The sequence below is a fragment of the uncultured Maribacter sp. genome, from assembly GCF_963975365.1.
Taxonomy (GTDB): Bacteria; Bacteroidota; Bacteroidia; order Flavobacteriales; family Flavobacteriaceae; genus Maribacter.
The window spans coordinates 80,694-97,383 of the sequence record NZ_CAXBGF010000004.1 but is presented as its reverse complement, the minus strand read 5'-3'; the positions used below and the strand labels follow the sequence as shown (position 1 = coordinate 97,383).

General features: G+C 33.6%; 16 protein-coding genes and 1 pseudogene. 6 read left to right on the top strand and 11 right to left on the bottom strand.

Going from position 1 to position 16,690, the window contains the following annotated elements:
- Positions 1–3: 3 nt before the first annotated feature.
- The 5 genes and pseudogenes from AACZ49_RS06585 (at position 4) to AACZ49_RS06565 (ending at position 4,746) form a co-directional block, all read left to right on the top strand.
- On the top strand, positions 4–1,344 hold the full coding sequence (locus tag AACZ49_RS06585; protein ID WP_339652809.1) for a sodium:solute symporter: 1,341 nt from the start codon (positions 4–6) through the stop codon (positions 1,342–1,344).
- Positions 1,329–1,961: pseudogene (locus AACZ49_RS06580) on the top strand (metallophosphoesterase family protein); the annotation flags it as partial. The gene AACZ49_RS06585 and the pseudogene AACZ49_RS06580, both read left to right, overlap by 16 nt.
- Positions 1,962–2,198: 237 nt before the next feature.
- The gene (locus AACZ49_RS06575) at positions 2,199–2,534 is read left to right on the top strand and encodes an arsenosugar biosynthesis-associated peroxidase-like protein (RefSeq protein ID WP_081819435.1); all 336 of its coding nucleotides are present in this window, start codon (positions 2,199–2,201) and stop codon (positions 2,532–2,534) included.
- Between the two features lie 215 nt (positions 2,535–2,749).
- A complete protein-coding gene (gene arsS / locus AACZ49_RS06570; protein ID WP_339652808.1) occupies positions 2,750–3,805 on the top strand; it encodes an arsenosugar biosynthesis radical SAM (seleno)protein ArsS in 1,056 nt (351 codons plus the stop codon).
- A gap of 323 nt (positions 3,806–4,128) precedes the next feature.
- Positions 4,129–4,746 (top strand): TetR/AcrR family transcriptional regulator, encoded by a 618-nt coding sequence (locus AACZ49_RS06565; RefSeq protein ID WP_339652807.1) that lies wholly within the window; start codon positions 4,129–4,131, stop codon positions 4,744–4,746.
- Between the two features lie 11 nt (positions 4,747–4,757).
- Here AACZ49_RS06565 and AACZ49_RS06560 read toward each other — a convergent pair whose 3' ends face one another.
- The 3 genes from AACZ49_RS06560 to AACZ49_RS06550 are packed head-to-tail and all read right to left on the bottom strand — an operon-like array spanning position 4,758 to position 7,366.
- Positions 4,758–5,810 carry a glycosyltransferase family 9 protein gene (locus tag AACZ49_RS06560; protein WP_339652806.1) on the bottom strand — a complete coding sequence of 351 codons (1,053 nt, stop codon included), beginning with the start codon at positions 5,808–5,810 and terminating at the stop codon, positions 4,758–4,760.
- Entirely contained in the window at positions 5,800–6,399 is a 600-nt protein-coding gene (locus AACZ49_RS06555; RefSeq protein WP_339652804.1) for a DUF4254 domain-containing protein, read from the bottom strand. The genes AACZ49_RS06560 and AACZ49_RS06555 overlap by 11 nt, the downstream gene beginning before the upstream one ends.
- Positions 6,400–6,436: 37 nt before the next feature.
- Complete coding sequence (locus AACZ49_RS06550; protein WP_339652803.1) at positions 6,437–7,366, bottom strand: DUF6427 family protein; 930 nt, start codon at positions 7,364–7,366, stop codon at positions 6,437–6,439.
- 100 nt (positions 7,367–7,466) lie between these two features.
- Between AACZ49_RS06550 and AACZ49_RS06545 the strand changes: the two genes are divergently transcribed.
- Entirely contained in the window at positions 7,467–7,631 is a 165-nt protein-coding gene (locus AACZ49_RS06545) for a uracil phosphoribosyltransferase (protein WP_335643254.1), read from the top strand.
- Between the two features lie 59 nt (positions 7,632–7,690).
- On the opposite strand, the gene purD is transcribed toward AACZ49_RS06545, so the two are convergent.
- Genes purD through AACZ49_RS06505 form a run of 8 tightly spaced genes read right to left on the bottom strand, consistent with a single transcriptional unit; the run spans position 7,691 to position 16,685 of the window.
- On the bottom strand, positions 7,691–8,962 hold the full coding sequence (gene purD / locus AACZ49_RS06540) for a phosphoribosylamine--glycine ligase (protein ID WP_339652800.1): 1,272 nt from the start codon (positions 8,960–8,962) through the stop codon (positions 7,691–7,693).
- Positions 8,963–9,004: 42 nt separating this feature from the next.
- Positions 9,005–9,982 carry a UDP-glucuronic acid decarboxylase family protein gene (locus AACZ49_RS06535; RefSeq protein ID WP_339652799.1) on the bottom strand — a complete coding sequence of 326 codons (978 nt, stop codon included), beginning with the start codon at positions 9,980–9,982 and terminating at the stop codon, positions 9,005–9,007.
- A 6-nt stretch (positions 9,983–9,988) separates the two neighbouring features.
- Positions 9,989–11,341 (bottom strand): exopolysaccharide biosynthesis polyprenyl glycosylphosphotransferase, encoded by a 1,353-nt coding sequence (locus AACZ49_RS06530; RefSeq protein WP_339652798.1) that lies wholly within the window; start codon positions 11,339–11,341, stop codon positions 9,989–9,991.
- Between the two features lie 24 nt (positions 11,342–11,365).
- Positions 11,366–12,262: a GDP-mannose 4,6-dehydratase gene (locus AACZ49_RS06525; RefSeq protein WP_339652797.1), complete on the bottom strand. Its 897-nt coding sequence runs from the start codon at positions 12,260–12,262 to the stop codon at positions 11,366–11,368.
- Positions 12,246–13,280: a GDP-mannose 4,6-dehydratase gene (gmd, locus tag AACZ49_RS06520; protein ID WP_339652795.1), complete on the bottom strand. Its 1,035-nt coding sequence runs from the start codon at positions 13,278–13,280 to the stop codon at positions 12,246–12,248. The genes AACZ49_RS06525 and gmd overlap by 17 nt, the downstream gene beginning before the upstream one ends.
- 5 nt (positions 13,281–13,285) lie before the next feature.
- Positions 13,286–14,434 (bottom strand): glycosyltransferase, encoded by a 1,149-nt coding sequence (locus AACZ49_RS06515; protein ID WP_339652794.1) that lies wholly within the window; start codon positions 14,432–14,434, stop codon positions 13,286–13,288.
- The gene (locus AACZ49_RS06510) at positions 14,431–15,477 is read right to left on the bottom strand and encodes a glycosyltransferase family 1 protein (protein ID WP_339652793.1); all 1,047 of its coding nucleotides are present in this window, start codon (positions 15,475–15,477) and stop codon (positions 14,431–14,433) included. The genes AACZ49_RS06515 and AACZ49_RS06510 overlap by 4 nt, the downstream gene beginning before the upstream one ends.
- The gene (locus AACZ49_RS06505) at positions 15,474–16,685 is read right to left on the bottom strand and encodes an O-antigen ligase family protein (RefSeq protein WP_339652792.1); all 1,212 of its coding nucleotides are present in this window, start codon (positions 16,683–16,685) and stop codon (positions 15,474–15,476) included. The genes AACZ49_RS06510 and AACZ49_RS06505 overlap by 4 nt, the downstream gene beginning before the upstream one ends.
- Positions 16,686–16,690: the final 5 nt, after the last annotated feature.

The window sequence follows — 16,690 nt, the reverse complement described above, 5'->3', positions numbered from 1 at the left end:
TAAATGACTGAAGTAAAAATTTGGCAATGGAGTTTAATTATAGCATCAAGTTTGGTGCTGTTCATACTTTCGCCATGGGCAAAAGACACAAATCAGTTTTATAAGGCAGTTCAAAAAAAGAAAGCGCCCAACACATTTATGCTAATGGGCAGTTTGATCATCTCATGGATATTTGCCAAGAGTATTACGAACGCCGCAAATTTAGGTTTGGACTTTGGGATTGTTGGTGGCGTTGCGTATGCCGGATATTATCTTTCTTTTGCCGTAGCTGGTTTGGTTATATACAGAATGCGATTACATGGGAAATATAGAAGCATTCACCATTTTTTATCGAGTAAATTCGGAAAATCTGCTGTTACAATATTTTCTATATTGATTGCCATTCGTTTATTTAACGAGGTATGGAGTAATACCATGGTCATTGGTTCCTATTTTGGACCTGCAGGCACATCTTCGTATTATTGGTCCATTTTAGTATTTACAGGGTTGACATTGGCTTATGTCTTAAAAGGAGGCATGAGTAGTTCTATAGTTACCGATGTTATCCAAATGGGACTCTTTTCTATTCTTTTAGCGGTAATATTGTTCACTATTTTTGGGAATACAACATCAACAACTGTTAAAGAGGTAGTAAATTCTGGAATATGGTCTTTCGAAACGGGATTGAATTTACTATTTGCGGCATTATTACAATCCTTCAGTTATCCTTTTCATGATCCTGTTTTAACAGATCGCGGATTTATTAGTAGTCCTAAAATCACATTAAAAAGTTTTCTATGGGCTAGTATTTTAGGTGCAATATGCATAGTCCTGTTTAGTGTCATTGGTGTTTATGCACTATCACAAGGTATGCAAGGGCAGGCTGCTGTAGAAGTGGGCAAAGCTTTTGGTATTATTATCTTGTTGGTCATTAATTTCATAATGATAACTTCTGCTGCATCTACATTAGATTCTACATTTTCATCCTTTTCAAAATTAGTGGCGATGGATTTAAAATTTGGAAAGTCCCTTAAATTTGGCAGATGGTCAATGGTCATAATTGCAATTTTAGGTACAATTCCCGTGTTCTTAAATGCAGAAATACTTTCGGCGACAACTATTAGTGGTACTATGGTTATTGGCTTGACCCCTGTTTTTCTTTTTTGGAGAGGGAAGGCTCCCAAAATAAGTTTTCATTTAAGTGTGTTTAGTGGATTATTCTTTGGTTTCCTTTTGATTTTCAATTGGTTTCCACAAGCACTCATTTTTACGACAGGAAAGTATGCCGATTTACTTTGGATTAATTTTTGGGGCATTGTTTGTTGCCTACTTGTATATATAATACCAACATGGATAAAGAAATAAAACATATTGGCACAAAAAGTGGAAAGCTGTTGCTTTTTGGCGGTGTATATAGCAATCTACAGGCGTTAGAAAAATTGATTTCTATTGCCAATGAAGAAGATATTAAACCAGAGAATTGTATTTGTACAGGCGATATTACAGGCTATTGTGCACAACCAGAAGAAACGGTTCAACTTTTCCAAAAATGGGGTGCGCTAAGTATTGCCGGTAATGTTGAGCTACAACTGGCAAATGATAGTGAAGACTGTGGCTGCGATTTTAAAAGTGGTAGTAGATGTGACGATTTTTCCAAAATGTGGTTTCCGTACACTAAAGGTCATTTGTCGCAGCAATCATTAGATTGGATGAAGGAAATTCCGGAGTACATCAGTTTTGATTATGGTGGCAAAAAAGTTACAGTTGTCCATGGAAATTATGGGAATACCTCAGAATTCATATTTGCATCAAACGCGACAGAAAGTAAAGAACACAGCTTTATAGAAACTAAAAGTGATATCATAATTGCAGGTCATTGTGGTTTGCCCTTTCATCAGACCTTCAATGATAAGCTTTGGTTAAACCCAGGTGTTATAGGTATGCCGGCAAATGATGGTACGGCTAGGGTTTGGTATATGATTCTCGATATCGTAGATGGTCAAGTATCCTACACTCATCATTCCTTTGAATACGATGTAGAAACTGCACAAAAATTGATGTACAAAAACCATTTGCCTGAAGCATACGGTGACACACTAATTTCAGGTATTTGGGACAATATGGAAATACTCCCCGAAATTGAAAAAATGGGACAGGGAACCCCTATATATTTTAACCATGAACAAAAAAATAGAATACAACCTAAAACTCAAAAAAAGATGGCAAATACGTATTACGACCCAGCAGATTTAAGAAAATTTGGCAAAATTACAGAATGGAGTGAAGAGCTTGGAACCAAATTTTTCGATTATTATGGTAAGGTTTTCGAAGAAGGTGCACTAAGTGCAAGAGAGAAGTCATTAATAGCTTTAGCGGTATCCCATGTTGTAAAATGTCCATATTGTATAGATGCCTATACCAAAGACGGACTACAGAAGGGAATAACTAAAGAAGAAATGATGGAAGCTGTTCATGTTGGTGCTGCTATTGAAAGTGGTGCCACATTGGTACATGGCGTACAGATGATGAATAAGTATAATAAATTGTCAATGTAAATTTTGTTGTTGGTTGTTTCGTTGATGGTTGTTCGTAGCAGCCCTCTTTAGCGACCGACACACTAAAATTAAAGCTTGTTTATAAATAATATTCAAATAGTATGTTCTTCATAAACAACCGTAATTAAGAAAGAGAAATTAATTGTTGTGAGATTAACGTTTGAAGCATTATACAATATGCCAACAACGAACAACGAAGAACGAACAACTAAAAAATGGCTACAAAATCATTAAAAGCGAAAGGGAACGATTTAGCAGTTTCTAACAAGCAGCTTGAAATACTGAATGGCGGAATTTTTGCCGATGGCGAGTTACCTTACTTCAAGGATAAGATTGCACAAATAGGGCATTTTCCTTTACGCCCTAAAAAGCTAGAAATCCTACAAATAAATGTAGGTTACATGTGTAACCAGGTTTGTGAGCATTGCCATGTAGATGCTGGTCCTGATCGTAAGGAAATTATGACCAGAGAAACCATGCAACAATGTTTAGAGGTCATTAAAAATACTGGTGCCCATACCTTAGATTTAACGGGTGGTGCCCCAGAAATGAATCCAGATTTTAGATGGTTTGTTGAGGAGGCCGCCAAAGCAGGAATTAAAGATTTTATTGTCCGTTCTAATTTGACCATCATCCGTGCAAATAAAAAGTATTACGACTTACCAGATTTCTTCAAGAAACACAATGTACACGTAATATCTTCCATGCCTCATTATACAAGAGGCAAAACAGACAAACAAAGAGGTGACGGTGTTTTTGATAAATCGATTAGAGCGTTACAAGAACTGAATGAAAGAGGTTACGGTATGCCCGGTAGCGAATTAAGACTCGATTTGGTGTATAATCCTTCAGGAGCTTATTTACCGGGAGATCAAGCAGCAATGGAAAAGGATTTCAAAAAAGCGCTTAAAGAAGATTTTGATATTCAATTTCATAGCTTGTTCGCTATTACAAACTTACCTATAGCACGTTTTTTAGATTATTTGATAGCCTCAGAAAATTATGAAGATTACATGTATGCTTTGGTCGAAGCTTACAATCCGACAGCAGTAGCAAATGTAATGTGTACCAATACGATTTCAATCAGTTGGGATGGATGGCTATATGATTGCGACTTTAATCAAATGTTAGATTTAAAAGTTGCTAGCAAAGTCAAACATATTAAGGATTATAACGAAGAATTATTAAACGATAGAAACATTATTATCTCACAACATTGTTATGGTTGTACGGCAGGTGCAGGTAGTAGCTGTCAAGGAACTGTAGCGTAAGCATGAATTTTAGGTCAATATTTTACTTGTCTAGTTCTTCCGCTATTATGTTTATAAGAGATATTAGAATAAAACCGTTCAGTGCTGAACACAGAACGGTTTTATAATTAATTATCTATAATTTCCCTCGCAATAGAACTTCTTTTAAGAACACTTAAACCGACCACTTAGTTTGTAGCCCCGTTTACAATCCTTGTCATTCAACGACAAAATGTACATTCACCGAAAATTAGGACATCTACATCTATAAATACTAAAGCTTTTTACAATATGGAAGTTCTTTATATAGACCAATTGGTCCGATTTACCCAAATCTATATATTATGAACAAGAGTATAAAGCGCATGGCCACCATGCAACGAATGCAAACAACAGGATTAGAATTATTCTATGCTAAAGGATATTATAATACGAGTGTAGATGATATTCTAAAAAAATTAGAATTGTCTAAAGGAGCTTTCTATTATCATTTTGATTCTAAAGAAGATTTCTTTGTGCAAATAATACATAACTTACTTGCCCGTAAGATCTATAGTAGTTTAATAGAGCCTATTGAAGGTCATGAAAACCCTCTTAATTTAATAACTAACTGTTTTGATGAAGCCATGGAAACTGCCGTTCATAATGAAATGGATTTTGGTTGTATTCTAAGTAATTTTCTTACCGAATTCAATGGTAAGAATGACATGATCATGCAACACTTAAATAACATTGTTACCGTTTGGGAAGTTAATCTGATTTCTGCATTACAAAAAGGAAAGTTTAATGGTTACTTAGACCGCCATGTAGATTGTGAAGCTGTTGCCACTTTTTTAATGAGTTCTTATTTTGGGGTCCGAACTTTAATGACCGGATCTTCGCCAAGTGCGAAAAAATATAGGTTTATGACACAATTACGTCAATATTTCAAAAGTATAGAGGCAAAACCGGTAACAGTTTAAAATAATGTATGTTAAACATTACTATTAATTATATTGATGATTTTTTGAACAACCTTGCTAGGCTTAATGGTACCCATTACATTTTCATATCCCACTGGGAATTTGTTCCCGTAGATAGAAGTAGGAATCAACGGATATTCCACGCTATCCGCCAATAGCGCATTATCCTTAGACTGTCCGAAAGGGGAAAATCCGGCATAAGGATGGGTTACTCCCCATAATGTAACCGTTGGCACACCAAACATCGCAGCTAAATGAGCATTGCCGCTATCCATAGCTAACATAAGTTCAAGGTTAGAAATTAAACTTAGTTCTGCCGAAAACGAAAGTTTACCAGCTGTATTAAATACGTTATTAAACTGGCTATCCCAAGCATTAAGAATGTCGACTTCTTGCTGCCCACCCCCAAATAATACAATTTTATACTTATTAGTATTATTTAGCTCATTTACAACTTCTTTCATTAAGTTCAATGGGTACATTTTCCCCTTAAACGCTGCAAATGGTGCAATCCCCACAAGTACCTGTTCTTTATTATCCTTTAAATGAATGAAGTCCTTTGGAAATGACTTTTTAGGCATTTCGACCATTTCATCAACAGAAATTGAATACCCAAGCTTCTCAAAAACCTCTAAATAACGCTTGAAAGTAGATTTTAACGGTTCTAATTTTACTCTGTTAGGATCTATTAGCTTTTTCTTTTCGGCCCTCCCTTTATCTATCTGAATAAATGGAATCGCCTTAAGCCTAAAAAACTGTTTTAATATCGTACTTCGTAAAACGTGGTGTAAATCGGCAACCAAATGTATTTGAAGATGTGCTAACTCTTTGTATAATCTCCAAATTCCCGTTATTCCTTTATGTTTTCCTTTTACATCTGCATTAAAAACAGACACATTTGCAATATCAGAAAAGATAGGTGCCATAAAAGGTTTGGTCAACACCGTAATCTTAACCGATGGATATTTTTTACAAAAACCTAAAATAACAGGGACGGTCATAGCAACATCTCCCATAGCGGAAAGGCGTATGACCAAAATATGTACAGGGTTATTATTTGCCACGTAAGATGGGGTTTAGTTCCTCATCATTATACATTTTCATTTGCTTATATACTTTCATATACTTATTACCATTTTCAATATCTGCCAATAATTGATCTATAGCCAAAGAAAGATCCTTCTTTTGTTCTAAAAGTATATTCAGCTTCGTTTGACACTTTTGCTTATGGTCATTAGAAGCATCAGAACGATAAGTTTCCTCGTTCATATGATATATTTTTAATGCTAAAATTGACAAACGATCTATGGCCCAAGCTGGACTTTCAGTATTTATAGTTGCTGTAGGCTTAACATCTACCGATTGGTATTTATTTAAAAAATAACTGTCTATAAATTCAACCAAATCCGTTCTGTCTTGGTTACTCGCATCAATTTTACGTTTTAAAACAAGAGCTTTTTGTGGGTCAATCTCAGGATTTCGTATAATATCTTCATAATGCCACTGAACGGTATCTATCCAGTTTTTTCGATAAAGAAGATGTTTAATTTCATCTTTAGAATATGGGTTCTCAAAAACCTGATATACATCGTCCTTAAGGTGATATTTTTCAATACTTTCATTGAAAATAGAAAATGCAAGTTCGCTAAACATATGAGCTTTTTTACAAAGATATAGTTTATAGTTTTAACTATAATTTAGTTACAAAAACTAAAACAGGAACCAAAATACTAGCTATCAATATTAGCTCTAAAAATTTGGGTTTCTTAATAGATTCCAAATAATTGACAATGAATACTACCGATGGAAAAAAGGTGATTAAAATGGCACTTTTATTATCAGATATAACCAAAAAATTAACGACTAAACCAATTATAAATGACAGTGCAATTAAGCGCATAATAATCACTTTGCCCATACCGGCTTTTCCTAAGTATATGAAGGTAGAAAAAGCAAGAACCATATTTAAAAGTGCATACAGTGACAACTTAAGGCTAGACCACCATTTAATAGGAAAAATCGCATCATAATTAATGGCAAAATCATAGTGGGTTTTCATAAAAGATGTTTCATCTATTAAAACTAAAATTCCATATAAAATCATGAAGAAAGAAAAACCTACTGATAGCAATACCAACCAATTTCTTATGTTTTTAGGGTCATAAATATAAATTGCAGCGAATACCAAAACAAGATACAAAATAGCCCATTCATAAAAAACACTCGAAATACAGATCCATAGACCTGCATCAAAAATTTTAAGTTTAATATTTTTAAGAGACTTTATGCTCAATAATCGTCTCATAGCAAGCAATAGAAAAAAACTAGTAAAAACAGCATTACTATCTCTCAAAGTTTCTGGGAAAACTACAAAAAGCAGCGTAAAAAAAAGGATTGCATAGGAGTTTGAACCTGTTAATTTGTTTCTTTTCACCACAAAATCCACGACAAAAACACTGAACAAAAGAATGGTTAGTACCACAATCGATGGTACAATTTCAATGTCAGTAAACGTATAGTCTAAAAGGTAAAATTGGACAGACCAGTAAAAAAGAAACAAAAAAACGAGTACAATAATGAAATTGATCGGTTTTGTTTTCTCAAAAATGCTTGAAATCATCTAAGCTTTTTATATTTTTGTCAGTAAATATAGTAATAAGATGAAATCATTTTTTGAAGGTATTGCGGATTTATTTGTAAATGTGATATTTAAATACACAATGGATCCATTTAGATTTGCAGAAAGTTGGGCTATTTCCAATATTCTTAACTGGATGTTTATGTTAATTGGTTCAGCTGCTTTTATATATTGGATGCTTCAATTAAAGAAATATAATGATAGCGGTGAAGAGGATACTTCTAGTACTTCTCACTCTTACCTATAAATTCAAAACTATAATCTTATCGGATTTCTAAAAGAAATCCGATAAGTATTTTAAAAACTTTATAAGTCGAAGCCTAAGTCTTTTCTATAATTCATTCCTTCAAAAGAAAGCTTCTCTACATTGTGGTAAGATTTTGAAAGAGCCGATTTAAAATCTGATCCAAAAGAAGTAATTGCCAAAACTCTACCTCCATTGGTGACTACTTTACCATTTTTTATAGTTGTACCGGCATGAAAGACCAATGAATCTTCGATAGATTCAATCCCTTTTATCTCTTTCTCTTTTTCATAAGCACCAGGATATCCTCCAGAAACTGTCATTACAGTAGTTGCAGTACGGTCATCTAATTGCAACTCCACTTCGGAAAGTTTTTCGTTTGCCACAGCTTGTAAAAGTTCTACTAAATCATTTTTTATTCTAGGAAGTACAACTTCAGTTTCTGGATCACCCATACGAACATTGTATTCAATAACCTTTGGATCTCCACCAACTTTAATCAACCCTATAAAAATAAAACCCTTATACGGCATATTATCCCTTTTTAGCCCTTCTACCGTCGGTTTTACAATTCGGCTCTCTATCTTGTCCATAAACTCTTTACTCGCGAATGGAACAGGGGAAATGGCCCCCATGCCGCCAGTATTAAGGCCGGTATCTCCTTCGCCAATTCTTTTATAATCTTTAGCGGTAGGCAAAACTTTATAACTATCGCCATCGGTAAGAACAAAAACACTTAATTCTATACCGTCTAAAAATTCTTCAATGACCACTGTTGCACTGGCCGAACCAAACTTCTTATCAACAAGCATGGCTTTTAATTCTATCTTGGCTTCGTTCAAATCATTTAGAATAACCACACCTTTTCCTGCAGCAAGTCCATCAGCCTTTAAAACATAAGGCGGGTTTAATTCTTCCAGAAACTTAAAACCTTGATTTACGGTATCTGAAGTAAAACTTTTATACTGTGCTGTAGGTATTTGATGTCGCATCATAAATTCCTTTGCAAATTCCTTACTACCCTCGAGCGTAGCGGCTAATTTTTCCGGACCAATAACTGCGACTTTATTTAATTGACTATCATTAAGGAAAAAATCATGAATACCGTTGACCAAGGGATCTTCAGGTCCAACAAAAACCAATTCAATATTCTCCTTTAATACCAATTTTTTAATGGCCTCAAAATCATTTACACCTATTGGTACATTTATTGCTATTTCTGCCGTTCCAGCATTACCAGGAGCCACGAAAAGTTTAGAGAGTTTACTGCTTTGAGATAATTTCCAGGCAAAAGTATGTTCACGACCGCCTGATCCGAGGATTAAAATATTCATACTTGTGGTTTTGGCAAAAATAAACTTTGCATTAGAATTAAACTATTTACTGGAGAAGTCTCTATGTTCTTTTTTCTGAAGGTCCTCTTTAGACAAGGATTTAAAATAATCATATACGATTTTTAAACCCTCTGAACGATTTACTTTTGGCTCCCATCCTAAAATTTCTTTTGCTTTGGTAATGTCAGGTTGACGTTGGGTCGGGTCATCTTGGGGTAAAGGCTTATAAATAACTTTCTGTTTAGTTCCTGTAAGAGCAATAATCTCTTCAGCAAATTCTTTTATAGTAGTTTCATGAGGATTACCAATATTTACAGGGTTTGTATAATCACTAAATAATAATCGGTATATTCCTTCAACTTGATCATCAATATAGCAGAATGACCTACTTTGAGAACCATCACCAAAAACTGTTAGATCTTCACCTCTTAAGGCTTGACCCATAAATGCAGGCACCACACGCCCATCATTTAAACGCATTCTAGATCCGTAGGTGTTAAAAATACGAACGATCCGGGTATCTAGTCCATGATGCCTATGATAAGCCATTGTAATCGACTCCATGAAGCGTTTAGCCTCATCATATACACCTCGAGGACCTATTGGGTTAACATTACCAAAATATTCTTCATTTTGCGGATGAACTAAAGGGTCGCCATAAACTTCAGACGTAGAGGCCACTAATATTCTTGCTCCTTTTTCTTTTGCCAAACCTAATAAGTTAAGTGTCCCAACTGATCCCACTTTGAGCGTTTTAATAGGAATTTTTAAATAATCAATCGGACTAGCAGGAGAAGCAAAATGAAGAATATAATCCAATTCGCCAGAAACATGAACAAATTTTGTCACATCATGATGATGAAATTCAAAATTCGACAAAGGAAATAAATGTGAAATATTATTTAAATCGCCAGTAATTAAATTATCCATTCCAATTACATAGAATCCTTCCGAAATAAAACGATCACATAAATGAGAGCCTAAAAATCCTGCTGCACCTGTTATTAATATTCTTTTCATAATAATTTAATAAGCCTTTTCCTCGCCCTTGAAGGCATTAACAACAGTTTGAACAATAATTTTTAAGTCTAAGAAAAAAGACCAATTTTCAACATAAAAAATATCGAACTTTATACGATTTTGAATATCACTATCTTTTTCTATTTCCCCTCTATATCCCCTTATTTGAGCCAATCCTGTAATACCTGGTTTCACGAAATGACGTAACATGTATTTGTCCACTCGATTTGCGTATTCATCAGTATGCTTTAACATGTGTGGTCTTGGCCCAACCACAGACATATTACCAAACAGCACATTGTAAAACTGGGGTAACTCATCTATGCTAGTTTTACGAATAAATCGGCCGATTTTGGTAACCCTCATATCATTTTTACCTGCTTGTTGATGATCAGAAGAATCGTTCATTGCCATAGAACGAAATTTAAAACACTGGAATTCATCATTATCAAATCCAGTTCTTTTTTGAATAAAGAAAACTGGCCCTTTAGATTCCAGTGAGATTAAAAGTGCCAATAACGGTACTAGCCAAATTAATATTCCGAAAATTACAACAAGTGAAAAAACAATATCAAACAATCGCTTTAAAATAGCATTAAGGGAATTATGCAATGGTATATCTCGTAAAGATAAGATTGGGAGGTAATCATAATATTCAAATTTCAATTTTTTAGAAAAAATATTCTTATTGTCCGGAAGGAATTTAAGTGTTTTTAAATTATTGTCAGCAAAATTAATAAATGCTGAAAGCTCATCATTCTTCAATTCAGAAACCGAACAATATATTTCGTCAATATTATTGTTCACAATGTATCTGAAACAATTTAACAACTCAAAATCCTTATCTCTAGGTGAAAATTGAGAAGAAAAATGATACCCAAATTCACGTCTTGTATTAAAAACTTCTATAAGTTGATTTGCTTTCTTGCTTTTACCTATTACAACAACATTTCTAATATTCCCTTTTATACGCTCTCTGTACTTGTTGAGAAGAAAGAAGTTTAACAACTTTAAAAAACTGATTCCAACAAAAACAAGGATAAAATATTGACCTAATGCCAATCTGCTCATTAATGGTTGTTTAAAAAAGCCGATGTAAGCATATAAGATTAAAAAAAAGAAAACGAATTGCGTAAACAGTTTTCTAAGTAGAACTACCGCCTTAGAATACCGGTGAATTACATAAAATTCATTTTTGAATGACAGGATAATCCATGTTATTGAAATATAAAAATGAAATAAATATAGATTTTGAAAATTGATAGGTAAAAAATTGGTAAATAAGTTAATTACCAATAGATCAAGTACGTATGATATGGGAGTTATGAAGCCAGAATATCTACCCTGTTTAAAGAACATGATTGTGTTATAGAATTATTCTTTCTAATTATTAAACATGCTAGCAAGGGTCTGTTTCATGTCTATATAATTTATTGGATGACCTAAAATTTGAAAAAGCTTCCTAGTTGAACCTTTAAGTTCACTAATCTCATTTTTCCTTACATACAAAGGATTTACCTCAACTTTAAGAGAATGCCCTGATATATCGATCATCATCTTTATAATGTTATCAATCGAATAACTTCTCCCACTACATACATTAACAACATCTGAACAATATGTTGAATTCAATAATTCAATATAAATGGAACAAAAAGAATTAACATCATTATATTCTCTAAAGGTATGAAGATTCCCCAAAGGTATAACCTTTGATTTTCTTTTAAAATAATCTACAATTTTCGGAATCAAAAATTTCTTATCCTGACCTATTCCAGTATAATTGAACGGCCGAACAATTATAATATTGAATTTTTCGAAAAAGTTAGAAGCCATATTTTCCATTGAAAGCTTACTATTTCCATAGTGGTTTACTGGTTTAGGGCACATATCTTCAGACAATTCACCTTCAATATTGCCATATACAGCTGCACTACTCGCCAATAAAACCTTTTTTACATCAAGACCCAACTCATCCAAACTCTCCAGTAGATTTAACGTGCCTAAAATATTTGTTTCATATATAGAACTTACATTTTCGGTTGCTACATAGGATATGGCAGCTAAATGAACAATATAATTTGGTTTTGTTGAAACTAAAATATCCTTAATTTGCCTTTTGTCTAGGATATCACATTGAAAATGATTCTTACGAATAGTCTTGGAAAACGTGGTGCCATAAACAGTATATCCTAATAGAATCAACTGTGACTCTAAATGTATACCGGTAAAACCATTAATCCCCGTAATTAAAACCTTTCCTCTAGAATGTTCCTCCATTTTCATTTCGTTCAATGTCCTTTCTTACCATCATTTCGCAAAGCTCCTGCAATGTAGTCTTTGGTTTCCAGTTTAATTTTTCATTCGCTTTAGATGCATCTCCAATAAGTAAATCAACTTCTGCTGGTCGGTAAAACTTTGGATTTACCAGTATAAGAGTTTTACCTGATTTGTCATCTACACCTAATTCACTCTCTTCTTTTCCTTTCCACTTAATATCTATATCCACAGCCTTAAAGGCCATGGAGACGAAATCTCTTACAGTCTGGGTTTTGTTAGTGGCAAGCACAAATGTACCTGGTTCATCAATCTGGAGCATTCTATACATGCCGTCAACATACTCCTTAGCAAAACCCCAATCTCTCTTGGCGTTCATGTTTCCTAATTCTAAAACATCTTGCTTTCCTAAATGGATTTTAGCAACAGTATCTGTTATTTTTCGCGTCACGAATTCTTTGCCCCGCAATGGAGATTCATGATTAAACAAAATTCCACTAGTTGCGAAAATACCATAAGATTCTTGGTAATTTAATGTTGCCCAATGCGCAAATACTTTAGCCACACCGTACGGACTTCTTGGATGAAATGGAGTTTCTTCATTTTGGGGAATCGCATGTACTTTTCCAAACATTTCCGATGTAGAAGCTTGATAAAATCTGATTTTTGGATTTATTGATCTAATGGCCTCCAGTAGATTCATTGCTCCAATTCCCGTAATTTGGGCAGTTGCAATAGGCTGTGTAAAAGAGACACCTACGAAACTTTGTGCCGCAAGGTTATAAATTTCATCTGGTTCAACTTCTGAGATGATTCTATAAGCACTTGATAAATCTATTAAATCGTATTCTAATAAAATTAGATTAGCATTATTTTCAATACCTAACTCCTCAATTCTCCAAAAATTAGTAGAACTTGTTCTTCTATAAGTTCCAAATACCTTATAGCCCTTATTTAATAAAAGTTCTGCTAAGTAAGCGGCATCTTGACCCGTAATTCCCGTAATAATTGCTTTTTTCATATATTTTACTTATTGCTTTTCCAGTTTTTATATAGCTCTTCTACAGTTTGTTGAAATTCTTTTTCAAATCTTTCAACACTAAATCTTTGTGCACTTTGCCTTATAACTTCTTTGTCGAAAATAGAATTATTTTTTTCAAAATATTCGACTGCCTTCAAAAGAGATTTTGTTGTTTGCTGCTCAAAGAAAACACCTGTGAAAGATTTATCAATACTATCTGAGCTTGAAAACTGACCTTTTACAGTTTCTAAAATACCACCTTTACCGAAAGCTATAACAGGTACACCAGCAGCTTGAGCTTCAATTGGGGCAATACCAAAGTCTTCTTCAGCTGCAAATATAAATGCTTTGGACTTTTTAATTAAATTAAGAACCCTATTCTTTTCTAGGAAACCTAGCAATTGAACATTTTCAGTCGCAAGCTGTTTTATCTTATTATAATCCGGTCCTTCTCCTATAACAATCAATTTTTTATTAGTCATAGCAAATGCCTCTACAATTAGATCTATTTTTTTATAGGGCACCATTCTAGAACAGGTAATATAATAGTCACCCGTGTCTTCAGTAATTGTAAAAGACTTAGTATCAACAGGAGGGTAAATTACTATAGACTCTTTGTTGTATATTTTTTTAATACGTTCTGCTACATATTTGGAAATAGCGATATAATGATTTGGTCTATTTGCGGTAGCATAATCCCATAGTCGAAGCCTATGTAAAAAATATTTCGCAAACACCCCTTTAAAACCTGAATTAAGCCCTGATTCCCTTAAATACTGATGATAAAGATCCCAAGCGTATCGTACAGGTGAATACACATAAGAAATATGTAGCTGGTCAGGTCTCGTTAACACACCTTTTGCAACTGAGGAAGAAGATGAAATTACAACTTCATAATCACTTAGGTCAAATTGTTCAATGGCCAAAGGAAAAAGTGGTAGATAACTTCTATACTTTTTCTTCCCAAAAGGTAATTTTTGAATAAATGAATTTGTTGTTTGCTTACCTTTTAATATTATATTCCTATTTTCTATCGACAAATCGTCTATCAAGGAAAAATGATCAAAATCACCCCAAATATTAGTTAAGCTTTCAACACATCGTTCTGCACCTCCATAAACCGTATACCAATCATGTATTAATGCTTTTTTCATTTGCTCATTTTTGTAATTATGTGTTCTAATTTCTTACTTGAAGATTCCCAATTGAATCTTTTCAAGTTTTCAAATCCTGACTTTTGTATTTTCTCCCTTTCTTCTTGATCATGAACTAGAAGATTCAAAGCGTCCTTTATTGATTCTATTGACTTTGGATCACAATACGTCACAGAATTTTGATAAACCTCAGGCAAACTTGTACTATTCGATACGATGCAACTACAACCGCACGCTTGTGCCTCTAAAGGGGGTATGCCAAAGCCTTCGAACAAAGAGGCATATATAAAAATTGAAGCTTTATTATAAAGTTGAATCAACTCATCGTCCGTCAAATAACCTGTAAATTGCACTTTGGATGTAATTAATTTCCCCTCCACATCCATTTTGGCAAAACTATTATTACTCTTACCAACGATTACTAATTTAAAATCAGATTCTATCAATTGAAAGGCTTTAATAACCCTACCTAGATTTTTTCTAGGGTCAATTGATGAAACTGTTAAAATAATTTTTTCCCTTTTCAAATGAAGATTTTTAAACTTCTTGGAGGGTGCGGCATAGATAACGTCTATATTTTTCTGGTTGACTCCATACGTTTGATGAATATCGGCTTTTACATATTCACTGTCTGTAATAATGAGTTTTGCATTTTTAATACTAATCGGAACCAAAAAATTGTAGGCAGTACGAAATGTGAACGAAAACCATTCTGGATAATGATAAAAAGCAAGGTCATAAAGCGCCATGATTTTATTTTTGTATCCTATAGGCCCTATACCTACCAAATTAATTAACAAGGGGTTTCCATTTTTTTTCAGAAAAAGTGGTAATTCAATTTGTTCCCAAAGGTTGTTTGACAGACTTCCTACCTCTATTACTTTTCTGTTATTTGCAAGATGATTAATTTTCTTGTCTTTAGGGCAAACAAATATAACGTCATTGCCTGCTATATGATTAGGAAGGCACCTACATATTTCTATTGCAAAACGCTGAACACCCGTAATAGTTTGAGTTAAAAATCTAGCATTGATTACAATCATTCCTTTAGATAGTTTGAAAAATAGAAAAAGGAATTGAAAATGCTAAATAGCATTATTCCAGTATTTCTATTTAATATATTTTCCGACAATGAACATAGTGCCATAAAAATTAGAAAAGACAAATATAAATGTTGCTTACGAGATAGCGCTTTTCTTACAAATAAAAAATATACCGCTAAAAATATAATAAGCCCGACGAAACCGTAACTGACCCAATAAAAGAGCAATTGATTATGACTGTTGAATATTCCCTTATCGAATGCCGTAGTTCGGAAATTGTTTTGATAACATTCATTAAGATTCTTTTGAACATCACCTGGCCCTAGACCGAAGATAGGTTCGATTAGTCCAACTTTATAACTACAGGTAAATATTGCCGCTCTAAGATTTACCGAATTGAAATATTCACCTTGAGGATATAGATGTTTGGTTGAAATTAACTGAATCATTCGATTTTTTAAAGGTGAAAAAAGTATTATCATCACCGTAAACAATACAAACCCAACCATTGTAAAGACCTTAAATTTCAAATTTCTTTTTTTGAATAGTACCATACCAATAAACACTATGAATAAAGCAATTAAAGGCCCTCTACTACTTAAAAGAACCATGGTCATTATTAATACAATTACAACTAGAACATTCAACCAAATTTTTTCGAAAGTGTTATAAAAAAGGAACAATAATGCAGAACCCAATAATAGGGACAGGTAAATTGCATGTTCATTAAAAAAAGGTATTTTACCCACGCCTTCCCTAACGTAATCTTCAAAGGATTTATGGGCTATTATGTGGCTTTCTAGAACATACCACACCAAAATATTTATTAATACAATAACGGCCAAAACAAAAGCGCTAATGATGAAAATTTTAAGGAATTTGTTAATCTGTTGCTTCTTTTGTATCGGTCGTCCTAAAAATACAACTAAGGGTATCACCAAAAATGGCAATGATCTTTCGACAAATGACCAACCCGTCTTAAGGTCTTGAGTCCAAATCAAGGCTATGACTGCAAGTAATACTGGAATGGACAAACAACATAAATCAAAAAAAAGGTTCTTTAAAGAACCTATTCGGTTTTCTTTGTTTTCTGCAAAAGATACTATCCCTACAACAACAAAAAGAGCCAAGGCAACATTGGTCATTGCTATGTTAAGCAATGGCAGCAACGCTAAAGCAAATATCAGATTTCGTTTTATAAATGACACAAACA